Consider the following 15,301-nt stretch of genomic DNA (forward strand, 5'->3'; position numbering starts at 1 on the left):
CACACTTCTTATAATGATTAACAATTGATGTGAATCATGCCAATTATAGTAGCAAAAGATGCTTATTTCATATATATAAGGCTGCTGCTGAATGCCAAAACCGCCATGAATTGAGCAGTTTCATAAAAAAAAGAAAAAATGGTCGGCTCAACAACCCTCAGGTTAAGACTCCAAGGACCTTCAGGGGATGGACTCCAGCGCTCTGGAGGGCGACAAGCTCGTTGTTATTCGAGAGGCTGAACTCCTTGATGGTGGAGACGAAATCCTCTGGAGAGTCGATGGCATCCATCAGGACGACGTCCTCCTTCAGCCTGTAGGCCCAGCTCGGCCAGATGTCTGCATTGCTCATGCTCTCTGCCTTGCTGAAGTTGAACCCGAGGACCAGGCCGTCACCGGACTTGGATGATGCATCCCAGCGGATGAATATCCCTGCGACTCTGGTGCCGTTATTTTTCTCGGTCAAAGCGCTTGTCTCGTCTGCAGTGAGGGACTTGACGAAGAGGCCGCTCTTTCCAGGAGTGCAGTCCCAAGCTATCTGGAAGTAGTCATCTTTGCACCAGTTGGGACAAGCGATCACTGAGTAGCTCTGGCTGGCAGGATTCTCTATTGGGAGCTCCCTTTCCATATATTTCGCAAGCAGGAGGCCACTGGAGACTCCAGGGCAGAGGTGGTCATGGAGCTGGACGGACTTCATGAAGGTGTATGAGGTTTTATCATGAGCCCAGATATTGGCGATGGGCAGCATGTGGCTGAAGTTGCCCGGATCCCAGCTATCTACATTGGCGAGGATGGTCTCGGTATCGATCTTATCCTTATCCTGGATCTCGAAGCCGGAGGCGTCAGCCTTCACCTTCATGTAGACAGCTTCTCCGGTGTTTTTATTGAAGAAGCCGAACCAGAGGGGCTTCCAGGGAGCACTCAGGATGTTGGCCAGGTTCTCCTTTCCAGGAGTGCAGCCGGAGATCTCCATCACAGCATCAAGGCACAAATCTGTTGTCTGGCCATTGATCACCGGGTATCCGGCATTGGTGACGGCCAGGACGTTGGCATCTCCCTTCTCGAATCCCAGTTCTGTCATGGCGTAGTTCGTTGCATCAGCTCCTAGCTGGTACATATCCACCCCATCTCCCAGGGCCAATCCTGGCACCAGGAACATCAGGAGCAGAACAGTTACTGCAAATCTGTTTATTCTCAATTTATCTCCTCATCTTGTTCTGATAGCCTGCAATCAGCGAAGAGTTGCAGGTACAGAGATCCTTATATCACTGCAGGTTTATAACTTTTATGCAGATTATTCATACAAAACATGTCTTTATATAGATATTGTATATCGAATTCAGGCCAATGTAAACCGCAAAGGCGGCTGAGAGATGACCGCCCAGGCCTGCCCCAGAGTGCAGGGAAGGGCCCCTTGCAGAAATCACCTGCTATGAGTGCTGAAGGCGGCGATTTCATCATATAGTCAATTGTATCTTAGTTGTACTTTTTATTATGTAAAAATGGTTTATTGATATTGTTTTTCAGCAAAGGTACTTATCCTTATACGTAGTAGTTGATCTGCATGGAAGGACTGACTGCTGTCATGGGGAAGCTGGCTCGCCCCCAGAGATATCCCGTCGACCGCCGGGCAGATCAGATGGCTTTGGAGCTGCAGGCGGCAAAGGAGATCCTGGCTGAGGTCTTCAGAATAAAGATGACGGAGGTGGATGAGATGATCCTGTCTCGCCTGGATGAGGCCACAATCCCCCGGGACCGTCCAGAGGGGGATGGGCTCTGGCCGCGGGAGTTCCGGCTGGAGGATGGCTGAGGGCTTTTGGCCGCCGATTCCGGCCGTTCTCATCCTCAGCCCTATTCCAGCACCATCTCTCTCTCCTTTTTTCTTGCCTCCTCTTCCATCTTGCACTGATGGATCTCAGTGATCCCGTGGACCTCCAGAGCCTGCATCTCCTCATCCCGGTAAGAATGCAGCCTCTCCATGAGCAGATCGAAGTTCACCTTGTGGCCATCGAACTCCGGCCCCTCCACACAGGCCAGCCTCATCTGGCCGTCAACCTCCACCCGGCAGCTTCCACACATTCCCGTGCCATCGATCATGATGGGATTCAGGCTGACTGTGGTCTTGATCCCGAGGGGTTTTGTGATCTCGCTTACCCTCTTCATCATGGGGACCGGGCCGATCGCCACCACCACGTCCGGAGTCTCCCTCTCCAGCACCTCAGCCAATAGGTCGGTGACCAGGGCATTGCGTTCGGTGGTTCCTGTATCTGTGCAGACCAGCAGCTCATCTGAGACCGCCTCCATCTCCTCTCGCAGGATGATCAGCTCCTCATTTCGTGCGCCGATGATGCTTATCACCCTGCTCCCCTCGTTTTTGAGCTTCTTGGCAATGGGATAGAGAACGGCAACCCCCGTCCCCCCGCCAACGCATATCGCTGTGCCCGCCGCTTCCACCTCAGTGGGCCGGCCAAGGGGCCCGACCACATTCTCATAGGAGTCTCCTACCTGAAGGGTCTTGAAAAGGGCAGTGGACCAGCCCGCTACCGAGAATATGATGGTTATTGTCCCTTTGCCGGGATTTATATCCGAGATGGTCATCGGTACCCTCTCCCCAGACTCATTTGCCCTGAGCATCACAAACTGACCGGGCTGGGCCACCCGGGCGATCTTCGGGGCCTCAATCTCATTGAGGACCATCCTGCCCCCTGCCATCTCCTCTCGCCTAACTATCCTGTTCATCCTGCCACCTGTGATCCATCTTTCTGCTATTACGATTACTACAGAAGAGATGAAACCGATTCGATGATTTAAAAGTAGTGTATCCCGTCATTGGATATAACAATTGGCCTGGATTGAAGAGAAAAGGAAGCGGTGCGAGGATCATGCTGTGCGATCGCCTCACCCTAAAGGGATCAGAGAGCAGAGGAAGATCCTCTTCTATGCCGTGGCGAGCCTTTATTCCCTGGCTGGACGACAGAGAACCCTGATTATCCGTCAAAGACAGAAATTCATACAAATCGACACGATATAGTTAATTGTGATCCCGTAAGAAGCCATTGGAGAAGCATATTCTGCGTACTGATATCCTTTGTTGCATCCTTAAGTGCGGCCTCGGGCGATCAGTATGATGAGAGATCTGCATGATTGCATAAATAAGATCAAAGAGGAGGTCGATAAGATACCTCTTGATGATAGACCTCGTGTCCTCGTTGCCCTGCCCCAGCCCGGCGGGTGGGCCCGGCTGAAGGTTGGAATAATATTTAAGAGATCCTGGCTGTTATCGAGGTTGATTCGAGACCATACAGACTGTTTTTTTCTGGGTGCCGCGAGTCGGCCCTTCGGGCCTCCCGCGCTAATGCCCTGGGCCCCCTCAACGCCGGGGAGGCTTGGATACAATCGGAACTGGCCGTTGACCGGTTCGAAATGAAACAATACAAACATTAATTGTATGTGAAATGAACGAACAATGTGAAAATTGATGATAAGATATAATGCCATCACATTTTACAATTAGTATTAAATTCATAAGGTGGACTGGGCCACGACTTTTCAGCCATGGAAATTCAGCCGGAGAACGGGTAAGTCAGAATCCAACTTACGGTTTCAATTGGGCCACGACTTTTCAGCCATGGATACGGCAACTGTACGCAGGGTACTCAATGCGCCATGGTATCGTTTCAATTGGGCCACGACTTTTCAGCCATGGATACAAAAGAGACGGTGGTATGGATGATCCAAGAAGTAAAGTTTCAATTGGGCCACGACTTTTCAGCCATGGATACAGCCACCATATTTCGGCCTTTACTGCTATCGAAAAAAAGCCGATTTTCACGAACCTCCTTGACTTACACCTATATCTTAATGGAGTTGACCTTGTCAAAGAGGCTTTTTCGATATGCACGGACGTTTCACGCACCTCCCAGGGTTTCAGACACCACCCAGGTGCGTGAAACAGGGACGTTCTCCGTCCCAGAAATCCATCCGTCTGGCCCGGATGGCCCTGCTGGGCAGGGGGCCTGCTCCCAAATTAAGCAGTTCTGTTCTTATTTCTCAATGTTTAAATCTGTTACGGTTGCTTTTTCTGACGATCAGACGACAATCGCTCCTCGTTCTGATTCTTGTGGAGTGACTCCGATAGATCCGGCTCTGCCCATAACTGTACCATCCTCCGGCCCAAGGTCAGTAATCATAATCCTATCCTGATCATGTCTTATCAACTCAAACAGTGCAGCCTATGTCTCACCGGTGAGGGCCGATCATCCCGATATCACCACAGGGAAAACAATGGCACATTTGCTGGAAATAAGTTGCCTGGAGCTGGAACTTAAGTATTATAACTTGTAAAACCTCAGAAAATATCGCATATTGATGGTTTCAGGGTTGTTATATATTAATGCAAAAATTCTCCGGACGGGCCCGGTTGAAGGTTGGAATAATGTTCTGGAGATCCAGGCTGTCATCTAGGCTGATTAGAAACCATACAGACTGTTTTTTTTTCTGGGTGCCGCGAGTCGGCCCTCCGGGATGCTGATGAAGGGGCCCCACGAAGCCAGACAGATCGGACTGAGGAAGTCGATGGTTTTAGGTTGCGATATATTAATGCAAGAATTCTCCAGGCGGGCCCGGCTGAAGGCTGGAATAATATTTAGGAGATCCAGGCTGTAATCGAAGTTGATTCGAAACCATACAGACTGTTTTTTCTGGGCGCCGCGAGTCGGCCCTTCGGGCCTCCCGCGCTAATGCCCTGGGCCCCCTCAACGCCGGGGAGGCTTGGATACAATCGGAACTGGCCGTTGATCGGTTCGAAATGAAACAATACAAACATTAATTATATGTGAAATGAACGAGCAATGTGAAAATTGATGATAAGATATGATGTCATCACATTTTACAATTGGTATTAAATTCATAAGGTGGACCGGGCCACGACTTTTCAGCCATGGAAATTAAGTTCATGGACTCGATGCAACCTCTACTGCAATCGGTTTCAATTGGGCACGTCCTTTCAGACATGGATAAAATAACGTCCCTCTATTATGGGACGACTCATGTTCTATGTTTCAATTGGGCCACGTCCTTTCAGACATGGATACTATATGCAGCTAGCTATGGCTGCAGGCAACACTCCGGTTTCAATTGGGCCACGACTTTTCAGCCATGGATACGTCGGGAAATGGAAAGTGTCAAAGATCCGAAAGGTAAAGTTTCAATTGGGCCACGTCCTTTCAGACATGGATACAGAAATAATAGTTCTTTTGAGGTGAAGATAAAAGAAGTTTCAATTGGGCCACGTCCTTTCAGCCATGGATACAGCCGCCATTTTTCGGCCTTTGCTGCTATCGGAAAAAAGCCGATTTTCGCACATACCGTCAACTTTTATGAATACTTTTAGAAAGTAGGTCTCTGTTCAAGACCATTATCGATATGTGCTGGCCTTTCGCGCATCTCCCGGGGTTTTGGACACCACCTCGATGTGCGAAATTCGTTAGAAAAACGGTTATAATTTTACCCATCCGTCTGGTCGAATGGCCCTGCACAAATAGGGTGCCTGCTCTCCAGATACCTGCATTCTATTATTTCTCCCTGGGGCTATATATTAATTGTGCCACGATCAATGTAGCTGCAGACCGGACTGATTGCAGGTACGATTTAGCTCAATCAGCCGGATATCGCAGTGATAGATGATGATTATATGTTTTATGGCCTCAGACTATGACTGCTTTGGGCGAGGAATCCTCCGCTCTAACCCCGATGAACTCAATTCTATCATCCGCTCCGCCATCCGCCGGTCCCAGATCAATGATCATGATCCTGTCCTGGTCATGCTTGATGAGGCCAGTAAGGACAGCGATCAATTCCACCCGGCCTCTATCGAGGCTGATTCAAAGCTATGAAGGCTGTTTTTTCTGGGCGCTGTGATTCGGCTCTCCGGGATGCTTGTTAGGGGGGCCCACGAAGCCAGACAGATCGAAATGAGGATGTCGATGGTTTCGGGATGCGATATATTAATGTGAGAATTTTCCGGACGGGACTGGCTGAAGCATCGAGGCTGATTCGAAACCATACAGACTGTTTTTTCTGGGCGCCGCGAGTCGCCCCTCCAGGATGCTGATGAAGGGGCCCCATATAGCCAGACAGATCGGAATGAGGATGTTGATGGTTTTGGATTGCGATATATTAATGCAAAAATTCTCCGGGCGGGCCTGGCTGAAGGCTGGAATAATATTTAAGAGATCCGGGCTGTTATCAAGGCTGATTCGAGACCATACAGACTGTTTTTTCTGGGCGCTGCGAGTCGGCCCTTTCGGGCCTCCCGCGCTAATGCCCTGGGCCCCCTCAACGCCGGGGAGGCTTGGATACAATTGAAGCTGGCCGTTGATCGGTTCGAAATGAAACAATACAAACATTAGTTGTATGTGAAATGAACGAGCAATGTGAAAATTGATGAGAAGATATAATGCAAACGCATTTTATAATTAGTGTTAAATTCTTAAGGTGGACTGGGCCACGACTTTTCAGCCATGGATACAGGAGGATAAAGATGAGAACGATGATCGTCGGAGCGCTCGTGTTTCAATTGGGCCACGACTTTTCAGCCATGGAAATCTCAGGCGAAATGATGAGAGCATCTATGGATTTAACCAGGGTTTCAATTGGGCCACGACTTTTCAGCCATGGAAATTGGGATTTGGTAAGCACCCATCCTGAGATCGGTGACTTGTTTCAATTGGGCCACGACTTTTCAGCCATGGAAATGATGCCTCTTTTGGGGCTGATAGAAAAAAGTCTCTCCAGTTTCAATTGGGCCACGACTTTTCAGCCATGGAAATGAAAGAGGATGGCCGCCAACCCAACTAACCCAGTGATCGTTTCAATTGGGCCACGACTTTTCAGCCATGGAAATATTATTATATCATCTCAGATTTCCGAAATATAGCTCATGTTTCAATGGGGCCACGACTTTTCAGCCATGGAAATTCTTAAGAGCCTGGGATACGTCTTTGTGCTCTTCAGAGAGGTTTCAATTGGGCCACGACTTTTCAGCCATGGAAATTAGTAGTACATATCATGTACTCGCTTGAACTGGTAATAGTTTCAATTGGGCCACGACTTTTCAGCCATGGAAATTCGTCAACGGCGTGGACAAATCCACGTCAACAATAAGTTTCAATTGGGCCACGACTTTTCAGCCATGGAAATATAAAAACAAACTGGATTTCAGTCAAACGACGATAAGTTTCAATTGGGCCACGACTTTTCAGCCATGGAAATGGCGGCCATTTTTCGCCTTCTACTGATATCGAAAAATTGGCCATTTTCGAGAGGTACGCCAACTAACGTAGAGTTGTTTACAAAGTGCGTCAGTCATCACAGGAGTAATCGCTATTGGGGGACGCTTCGAGCGCATCCCGGTCCTCCCGGAACCACCTAACCTCTCGAAAGACCTTTTGCTATTATTATTATCTTTCGCTTAAGTGATGTACAACCCGGCTCCAGGAGGCGCGGGAGACCTCGCAAAAGAGAGAATGCAGGCATCCAGTGGATCTGAGCCCAGCTCTCCTCGCAGGCGCAGATGCGCGAGAGCCTCTCTGGGCGGGCCAAGAGAGATCTGGCTGTGGTGTGATATATTCCTAAACGGCCTGATGCCGGCTATGATAAGCATCATCGGGGCGGTCCCCAGGCGAAGGGGCCAAGGCCGAAAATGGGCGCCCTGGCCAAGCTCGATTGAGGCTCTTGCTGCCTCAGAAAGCTCGATTTTTGATTCCGAATCCATAGCCATCTTCGCTCTCAATCCTCTTTCCCTCCCCCTGGTCATGGGTGCTTTTCCAGCTTCCAGTTGAAAGCGGGGGGCAGACCCGGCCAGGGCAGCCCTCCCGGAAGAGACCTCTGCTCAAATCGCCCTAAGCATTCTCTTGTCTTCCTGGCCCGGCCATTCGAATATCCGCCCGGGATCAGAAAGCCTGCCCCATAATCAGACCCATGCCGCTCTCGCCCCGGAGAGGCAAAGACAGGCTGAATGGAGATTGTGGCTCCAGGTCAGTCCACAGGAGAACAGAGATGCCTGTCGATCTCTGCGCTCAACTAATTTCACTATAAGATTTCAAACTTTATCTATCATGATAATGTATTAATAACGAAAAGTCTTAAGTACAAGCTATAATTTAACATCAACCAGGTAATATTGCAGATTTCGGATGACTGTTGTGCTCCGGCAATCTGATTGTAAAGAATTGGAGGAAGATGGATGAAGAAAAGAAACCTTTGGAAGCCAATATTGGCAATGCTGATATGCTCTTTATTTTTCATGAGCTCAGCTGCCCTGGCATCGTACCCCAAGACCTTCACCGATACCCAGGGCCGGGAGATCACCCTGGATGAAGCCCCGCAGAGGATAATCACCAGAGCTCCGGACGAGGCGAGAGTCGTAATCGCCCTGGGATACGGGGACAAGCTGATCGCCGGGGAGCAGGCCACAAAATCCTGCCTCTGCCCCATGACATTCGGCAACGTCGCTGAAGGATGCCTGAACTGCTATGAGACGATCATCGATGGGCGAATGCCCGACCTTCCCGAGATCAGCACCAGATACGATATCTATTTCGAGGAGATCGCCAAGCTGAAGCCTGATCTGATCTTCTGTGGAAATCTGAAGGATGCTGAGGCCTTTGAGGACAAGATCGGCTGCCCAGTAGTGGTCCTGGGCGGATCGGGATGGAACTTCGGCGAGGATGGCTATTACGATAGCATCCGTGTGGCCGCCGAGGCCCTGGATGCCGAGGAGGAGGCAGAAGAGCTGATCTCTTTCGCCCTGAACAAGGTAGAGATGATCGAATCGGTGACAAAGAATGTCGATCCCGAGAAGAATCCAAAGGTCTACTTCGCCTCCAGAGGCGCTGGAACGGGATTCTATGATCCCAAAGAGGGAAGGGACTTCACCAGAACCGAACCCAATTACGATCCCCTGGTCATGGCCGGCGGCAGGAACGTCGCCTCTGAGATCGAGGGCAACACAGTGAATGTTCCCCTGGAGCAGATCATAGCCTGGAATCCCGATTACATATTCATATCCAACAGCGCAGCCGGGAACAATACAGGGCTTGAGTTCATCAAGAACAGCCCCGATCTGGCCTCCATCAACGCCATAAAGGAGGGCAACGTCTACAATTGCTTCTATCCCCACTGCCGCGGACAGCCTCCAGACAGAAACCTCCTCAATATGATGTACATGGCCAAGATCATGTACCCGGAGGAGTTCAAGGACCTGGACCTGGAGAAGGAGGGCAATGAGATATTCAAGGCCTTCTTGGGAGTGGACGGGGTATTCACTGAGTATGCCGACTATATGGTCTGGCCCAGAGAGTACCTGGACAGCCTGAAATAGGTGCAGTAGGTGCATTAGGTGCAGTAGGTGCATTAGGCGCAATAGACGCAATAGATGCAACAGATGCAATAGATGCAACAGGTGTAATAGGTGCAATAGGTGTAATAGGTGCTATCATGCCGGGAATCATAGACTGGGATGAGCTGTGGAGGGCCACCCATGCAGGCGGATTTCACCACCATCATGGCCGGGACGGCCAGGATCTGGTATCCCACTGGGATAGCCGGGCCCGGGGGTTCAACAAGAGGGTGATGAAGAACACAGAGAGGGCGGCAAGCCAGGTGGCCACCCTCGGCCTCCTCCCCCATGAGACTGTTCTGGATGTGGGCGCCGGCACAGGAAGGCTGGCGATCCCCATGGCTCGATTGGCCAAAAGCGTGACCGCTCTGGATCAATCCATAGGAATGCTGCAGTGCCTGGAGGAGAACATGGCCAAAGAGGGCATAGAGAACATTCGCTGCATCCATAAGAGCTGGGAGGATCTGGCTGAGGAAGAGATCGAGCCACATGATGTGGTCTTATCCTCCAACTCCCTTGGGGTGTTAAATCTAAAGGAGTCCCTGGCCAAGATGGACTCCCTGGCCAGAAGAGCAGTCTATATCTTCACATTCGCCGATCGGAGAAGAGATGATGGGCTGGCCGATTTTCTGAGCCGGGGAAAGAATGTCCGGCGCCGCCATAGCGGTCCTGCCGACTATCTGGTGATATACAACCTTCTTGCTGATATGGGAATCTACGCCGACATCAAGATCTTGGACTGGCAATCCTCCGAGTACTACTCAAGCCTGGATGAGGCGGTTGCGGATCTGCGGGAGATGTACGAGATACCGGCAGAGAGAGAGGCCGAGCTGCGAGAGTTCCTATCCGGGAAGCTGACCCAGAGCGAAAAAGGACTGGGCATGCACCGCCGTCACCGCCAGGCTATGATCTCCTGGCAGAAAGGGGAGCCTGTCTCCACTTAATGTGATTGTATGATTTTTAGGAGGTAAAAATGGTCTCTATTCCCGTTCTGGCCGGATCGGCTCTTTTGATAGTGCTGCTGGCTGCATCCATCCGGGTGATCAGACAGTACGAGAGGGGGGTGATATTCCGCCTGGGCAAGATCAAGAAAGAGAGAGCTCCAGGCCTCTTCGCCCTCATCCCTCTGGTGGATAAGATGGTCCGGGTGGACATGAGGGTAAGAGAGCTTGATGTCCCCAAGCAGACGGTGATCAGCCGGGACAATGTCACCCTGGAGGTGGATGCAGTCATCTACTACAAGGTGACTGATGCCTCGAGGGCGATCGTCGAGGTGGAGGACTTTGAGGCGGCCACTCTTCTTCTCGCCCAGACCACTCTGAGGGATGTCCTGGGGCAGAATGAGCTGGACACCATCCTCTCCGACCGGGATGATCTCAATATGAGGATCAAGGAGATCCTGGACTCGACCACTGTTCCCTGGGGGATGCACGTGGTGATGGTCACCATGAGGGATGTCTCATTGCCTGAGAACATGCTGCGCGCAATCGCCCGCCAGGCAGAGGCGGAGAGAGAGAAGAGAGCCCGTATAATCCTGGCAGAGGGAGAATACCAGGCCTCAATGATGATGAACCAGGCTGCAGATATGTACGAGGATAAGCCCAGCGCTCTGAAGCTGAGGGAATACCAGACCCTGACTGAGATCGCTAAAGAGAAGAACTTGATTGTGGTCTCCACTGGATCGGACGATGGCTGCAAGAACTCAGATCTTCCCTTTTTCTTGGGCTTGGCCAGGGCGGCTGTGAGCAATAAATGACCAGCTTTCGGGCACTCTTCTTCCGGGGCAAGCCCGATGCTGGCCACACTCGGTCAAGAAGGTCAGGCAAGAAGAGCAGCCACGAGCTAGCCCATGAGAGATTCAAGTTCATCAGAATCTTATTCGTGCTGGGCATCGTTGCTCTCCTGGTCCTCCTCACAGGGATAATAATCACCCTCGGCCCCCTGAACATATCGGTGTCCGACTCCTATTATGCCCTTCTGGGGCGCTTTTGGCCGCAGCACTTCTATGTGGATGAGCTCACCAGCCGGGTGGTCTGGAACATCCGCTTTCCCAGAATCCTGGGGGGGATAATGGCCGGCTTCGGGCTGGGGATATGCGGCTGTGTGATGCAGGCGGTCTTAAAGAATCCTCTGGCCAGCCCCTTCACCCTGGGTATCACCGCCGGAGCGCAGTTCGGCATATCTGTAGCTGCAGTTGTGGGCTTCTCCTTTCTGGCCGGCCCCTACTTCATCATCGGCAATGCCTTTCTCTGCGCCCTCTTCTGCTCTCTTTTCATCATCGGCCTGGCCGCCATCAAGGGAGCGACCTCTGAGAACCTGGTCCTGGCAGGGATCGCTGTCAACTACTTCTTCACGGCTGTAAGCCAGCTTCTCAAGTATTTCTCCACCGACGAGCAGCTCCGCCTCATGACCAACTGGGGAATGGGGGATCTGGCAGCATTCTCCTGGACCAACTCCCAGATACTATTGGCAGTCTTCATCATCTGCATCCCTCTGCTTATGACCAAGTGCTGGGACCTGAACATCATGACGGCAGGAGACGAGACCGCCAAGAGCATTGGGGTCAATGCCGAGAATACACGCATATTCATAATGGTGGTCAGCAGCCTGCTGGTTGCCACCATCGTCTCCTTCATGGGGACCATCGCCTTTGTGGGGCTGGTTGCCCCTCACATGGCCCGGATGGTCATAGGGGGAGACCACCGTTTCCTCATTCCCGCCTCCGGAGTGCTGGGCGCACTGGTCCTTATGTCTGCCGATGCCGTGGGAATGAATCTGATCGCCCCTACCATCATACCCACCGGGATCATGACATCGATCGTGGGAGTGCCTTTCTTCATGTATCTGATGATGAAAGGAAAGAGAAAGGAGTTTTGGACATGATGATCAAGCTTCAGGCCAAAGATATAGATTTTGGCTATAGCAGCAATAAAATACTTGAAAATGTGAACTTCGAGATCGCCCCCTCAAAGCTGGTCACAATAGTGGGGCCCAATGGCTCTGGCAAGTCCACTCTGATCAAGTGCATAGATAGAATCCTTGCCCCCCAGGGCGGGAGCATTCTCATCGACCGGAAGGATGTGACCAAGATGGACAGAATGGATATGGCCAGGTATCTCTCCTATGTCCCCCAGAGCTCAGTGAGGATCTTTCCCACCAATGTCTTTGACACCATCCTGATGGGCAGAAGGCCTCATATCGGCTGGCTGGGAAGTGAGAGAGATGAGAATAAGGTCTGGGAGGTGATGAGGCTCCTTGATATTGAGAAGCTGGCCATGAGCAACTTCAGCGAGCTCTCAGGCGGCCAGCAGCAGAAGGTCCTGATCGCCCGAGCATTGGTTCAGGAGGCAGAGGTGATGCTCCTGGATGAGCCCACCAGCAATCTGGACATCTGGCATCAGCTGGATGTGATGAACATCATCCGGGATGTGGTCAAGAAAAAGGGGATCACTGCCATCATGGCCTTGCATGATCTGAATCTCGCCTCCTACTACTCCGACCGGATCATCATGATGAAGAGGGGCAAGATAATAGCTGCTGGCGATCCCCAAACGGTGATCACCGAGGAGAACATAGCAAAGGTCTACCGGGTGGAGGCGGCGATAAGGAGCATGTCCGACCGGCCGGTGATAATGCCCTTGCGGCAGATCCGGGGAGCAAGGGCCTGATTTTTCTTTTTTCTCTTTTTTCTCTCGTTTCTCTTTTGTTTCTCTTTGTCTCTCTCTCATTCCTTTTTTTCTTTTTTCCCTCTTTCTTTTTCCCCCCCCTTTCTTTTTCTCAATCAAGCCTTCGGCCCATATGCAATGATCCTCATGGAATTCATTATCACCGGGATGGATGACAGCTCATGCAGGAGGGCTCCGGAGACCGGATTGAGAACTCCCGGCACTGTCAATACAACTGCTACCGCCAGCACCCCAAGGGAGAATACCAGGTTGTGCTTAATGGTCTTGATCGCTTTTCTTGAGACCTTGATCAGATGGGGCATCTTGGAGAGATCATCTGAGAGAAGGCCAATGTCCGCCGTCTCCATGGCCACATCAGTTCCAGCAATGCCCATGGCTATTCCCACATCTGCCTGGGCCAGGGCCGGCCCATCGTTCACCCCCTCGCCAACAAATGCCACCTTGCGCCCCCTGGATTGCAGCTCCTTTACTATCTGAACCTTCTCCTGTGGCATCTTCTCGAAGAACAGCTCCCGGACCCCGATTCTGCTGGCCACCCTTTCTGTGGCTGCCTGGTTATCGCCGGTGACGATCACCACATCCAGGCCCAGCTTCTCCAGCTTCTGCACGACATCATCTGCCTCCTGCCTCAGCTCGTCCTCGAATACAAAGAGCCCCTCTGTCCGGCAGCCTGCAGCCATCAGTATAACGCTGCAGCCTGCAGCCTCCAAAGATCGCGCCCTCTCTTTTACATCCTGATCGACGCTGATCCCCTCCCGTTCCAGGCTGCTCGCCCCCCCTAAAAAGATCTCCTCGCCCTCCACCCTGGCCCTTACCCCCAACCCGGGCAGAGCCTCGAAGGACTGGGGATCGAGAGGATCCAGGCCTCTGCTCTTGGCCTCATCTACCATTGCTCTGCCCAGGGGATGCTCGCTGAACTTCTCTCCCCTGGCCGCCTTCTCCAGCAGCTCTTCTTGCGATGACTCTCCCAGGGGCACAATGGAGAGAAGCTTCGGCTTTCCGGCAGTCAATGTCCCGGTCTTGTCGAATATCACTGTATCCACATTGGATAGAGCCTCGATCGTCGCCCCCTTCTTGACGAGGCTTCCTCTCAGGGCGGCATTTCCAATGGCGGCAACAAGGGCCGTCGGCGTGGCCAGCACAATGACGCAGGGGCAGAAGACGATGAGCATGGTGATGGCTCTCATCACATCCCCGCTCCACCACCACAAGAGCCCCCCGGCGATGAGGGCTGTGGGCATATAGATCTTAGCATAGCGGTTCAGCAGCCTCTCTATGGGCGGCTTGTGGGCCTGAGCCTCCTCGATCAGAGTGCGGATCTGGCCCAGGGTGGTCTCGCTTCCTGTTCCAGTGACGAGCACCTCAATCGCCCCCACCTCCAGAAGGGTTCCGGCAAAGACCTTATCCCCTGTCTTCTTCTCCACCGCCAGGCTCTCCCCAGTTATAGCTGCCTGGCTGACAGAGGCCAGTCCGGAGATGACCTCGCCGTCCACTGCAATCCTCTCCCCGGAGCGGACAAGAAGAGTATCCCCCGTTTGAATCTCCTCCAGGCAGACGATCAGATCCCGGCCCTCTCTGCGCACTGTGACGCTATCGGGCAGGAGGCGGGAGAGCGATTCCAGAGATTGATTGGCCCGGGCGGCGACGAACTCCTCCAGAAGGCCTCCTACGAGAAGGAGGACGGCCACCACCGCTGCTGCTGCATACTCGCCGATGGCAATCGCGGCCATAGTGGCAATGGATACCGGTATATCGGCGGTGAAGTCCTTCTCTCTTATGCCCTGCAGAGCAGACCACCAGATATAAGAGGAGCCGACCAGGGCCGCTGCCAGATAGAGGATGCTTCCACTCTCATGCACCTCACCATGATACAGGCCGCCCGGATCGGTGATCACAGCCAAGATCAGGAGAATGCCGCTGGCTAAGGTGAAAATGGTTCCGGGATCGACAAGAAAACTCCTGTAGCGATGCAGCCAGTGCCTGCTCTTGCAGGTAGCGGCTCTGGAGGCCGGATCATTCATATTATTGTCAAGCATCTTATCTTAATCTCCTATATCTCCTGATTCCCGTATGCTTTTATATTACGTCTGTTGATGGCCGTAACAATCAGGCAGGAGACGGCTTGATAAATAGTTATCGAGAAACCTGGCTGCATTGCGCCTGCAACCTTCATAGGAGCATACTGGCTTTTTTCATCGGCTGTTACCGCTCCCGGCGG

Annotated in this window: 11 protein-coding genes and 1 CRISPR repeat array; of the genes, 6 read left to right on the forward strand and 5 right to left on the reverse strand. The window is 52.1% G+C overall.

All coding sequences use genetic code 11. The features are described 5' to 3' along the window. Positions 1 to 157: 157 nt before the first annotated feature. Complete coding sequence (locus IPI63_RS11640; RefSeq protein WP_292478577.1) at positions 158 to 1,195, reverse strand: FmdE family protein; 1,038 nt, start codon at positions 1,193 to 1,195, stop codon at positions 158 to 160. Between the two features lie 366 nt (positions 1,196 to 1,561). On the opposite strand from IPI63_RS11640, the gene IPI63_RS11645 reads away from it, so the two are divergent. After that, entirely contained in the window at positions 1,562 to 1,807 is a 246-nt protein-coding gene (locus IPI63_RS11645; RefSeq protein ID WP_292478578.1) for a hypothetical protein, read from the forward strand. A gap of 41 nt (positions 1,808 to 1,848) precedes the next feature. Here IPI63_RS11645 and IPI63_RS11650 read toward each other — a convergent pair whose 3' ends face one another. The 3 genes from IPI63_RS11650 to IPI63_RS11660 all read right to left on the reverse strand — a co-directional run bounded on the left by IPI63_RS11650 (position 1,849) and on the right by IPI63_RS11660 (position 7,892). Continuing rightward, positions 1,849 to 2,736 (reverse strand): sulfide/dihydroorotate dehydrogenase-like FAD/NAD-binding protein, encoded by an 888-nt coding sequence (locus IPI63_RS11650; protein WP_214066000.1) that lies wholly within the window; start codon positions 2,734 to 2,736, stop codon positions 1,849 to 1,851. 2,966 nt (positions 2,737 to 5,702) lie between these two features. Then, on the reverse strand, positions 5,703 to 5,858 hold the full coding sequence (locus tag IPI63_RS11655; protein WP_214083709.1) for a hypothetical protein: 156 nt from the start codon (positions 5,856 to 5,858) through the stop codon (positions 5,703 to 5,705). Positions 5,859 to 6,490: 632 nt separating this feature from the next. Further along, positions 6,491 to 7,269: a CRISPR direct-repeat array (repeat unit 36 nt; unit sequence GTTTCAATTGGGCCACGACTTTTCAGCCATGGAAAT). A 470-nt stretch (positions 7,270 to 7,739) separates the two neighbouring features. Then, positions 7,740 to 7,892 carry a hypothetical protein gene (locus IPI63_RS11660; protein WP_292478579.1) on the reverse strand — a complete coding sequence of 51 codons (153 nt, stop codon included), beginning with the start codon at positions 7,890 to 7,892 and terminating at the stop codon, positions 7,740 to 7,742. Between the two features lie 410 nt (positions 7,893 to 8,302). On the opposite strand from IPI63_RS11660, the gene IPI63_RS11665 reads away from it, so the two are divergent. The 5 genes from IPI63_RS11665 (at position 8,303) to IPI63_RS11685 (ending at position 13,065) form a co-directional block, all read left to right on the forward strand. Continuing rightward, positions 8,303 to 9,379, forward strand: coding sequence for an ABC transporter substrate-binding protein (locus IPI63_RS11665; RefSeq protein WP_292478580.1), 1,077 nt, complete (start codon positions 8,303 to 8,305; stop codon positions 9,377 to 9,379). Between the two features lie 116 nt (positions 9,380 to 9,495). Beyond that, entirely contained in the window at positions 9,496 to 10,341 is an 846-nt protein-coding gene (locus IPI63_RS11670) for a class I SAM-dependent methyltransferase (protein ID WP_214065002.1), read from the forward strand. Positions 10,342 to 10,370: 29 nt separating this feature from the next. Next, positions 10,371 to 11,153 carry a slipin family protein gene (locus IPI63_RS11675; RefSeq protein WP_292478581.1) on the forward strand — a complete coding sequence of 261 codons (783 nt, stop codon included), beginning with the start codon at positions 10,371 to 10,373 and terminating at the stop codon, positions 11,151 to 11,153. Next, positions 11,150 to 12,280, forward strand: a complete 1,131-nt coding sequence (locus IPI63_RS11680) for an iron ABC transporter permease (protein ID WP_292478582.1) — start codon at positions 11,150 to 11,152, stop codon at positions 12,278 to 12,280. Before IPI63_RS11675 ends, IPI63_RS11680 begins: the two co-directional genes overlap by 4 nt. Further along, the gene (locus IPI63_RS11685) at positions 12,277 to 13,065 is read left to right on the forward strand and encodes an ABC transporter ATP-binding protein (protein ID WP_214066389.1); all 789 of its coding nucleotides are present in this window, start codon (positions 12,277 to 12,279) and stop codon (positions 13,063 to 13,065) included. Before IPI63_RS11680 ends, IPI63_RS11685 begins: the two co-directional genes overlap by 4 nt. Before the next feature lie 113 nt (positions 13,066 to 13,178). Here IPI63_RS11685 and IPI63_RS11690 read toward each other — a convergent pair whose 3' ends face one another. Further along, positions 13,179 to 15,119 carry a cation-translocating P-type ATPase gene (locus IPI63_RS11690; RefSeq protein ID WP_292478583.1) on the reverse strand — a complete coding sequence of 647 codons (1,941 nt, stop codon included), beginning with the start codon at positions 15,117 to 15,119 and terminating at the stop codon, positions 13,179 to 13,181. Between the last annotated feature and the right edge of the window lie 182 nt (positions 15,120 to 15,301).

It is taken from the genome of Methanothrix sp. (assembly GCF_016706325.1).
Taxonomy (GTDB): Archaea; Halobacteriota; Methanosarcinia; order Methanotrichales; family Methanotrichaceae; genus Methanothrix.

What these genes read in the sequence shown, in the direction of transcription:
- IPI63_RS11645 (WP_292478578.1), top strand. Translation starts at nt 1,562, where the DNA reads ATGGAAGGACTGACTGCTGTCATGGGGAAGCTGGCTCGCCCCCAGAGA.
- IPI63_RS11650 (WP_214066000.1), bottom strand. Translation starts at nt 2,736, where the DNA reads ATGAACAGGATAGTTAGGCGAGAGGAGATGGCAGGGGGCAGGATGGTC.
- IPI63_RS11665 (WP_292478580.1), top strand. Translation starts at nt 8,303, where the DNA reads ATGAGCTCAGCTGCCCTGGCATCGTACCCCAAGACCTTCACCGATACC.
- IPI63_RS11670 (WP_214065002.1), top strand. Translation starts at nt 9,496, where the DNA reads ATGCCGGGAATCATAGACTGGGATGAGCTGTGGAGGGCCACCCATGCA.
- IPI63_RS11675 (WP_292478581.1), top strand. Translation starts at nt 10,371, where the DNA reads ATGGTCTCTATTCCCGTTCTGGCCGGATCGGCTCTTTTGATAGTGCTG.
- IPI63_RS11680 (WP_292478582.1), top strand. Translation starts at nt 11,150, where the DNA reads ATGACCAGCTTTCGGGCACTCTTCTTCCGGGGCAAGCCCGATGCTGGC.
- IPI63_RS11685 (WP_214066389.1), top strand. Translation starts at nt 12,277, where the DNA reads ATGATGATCAAGCTTCAGGCCAAAGATATAGATTTTGGCTATAGCAGC.
- IPI63_RS11690 (WP_292478583.1), bottom strand. Translation starts at nt 15,119, where the DNA reads ATGCTTGACAATAATATGAATGATCCGGCCTCCAGAGCCGCTACCTGC.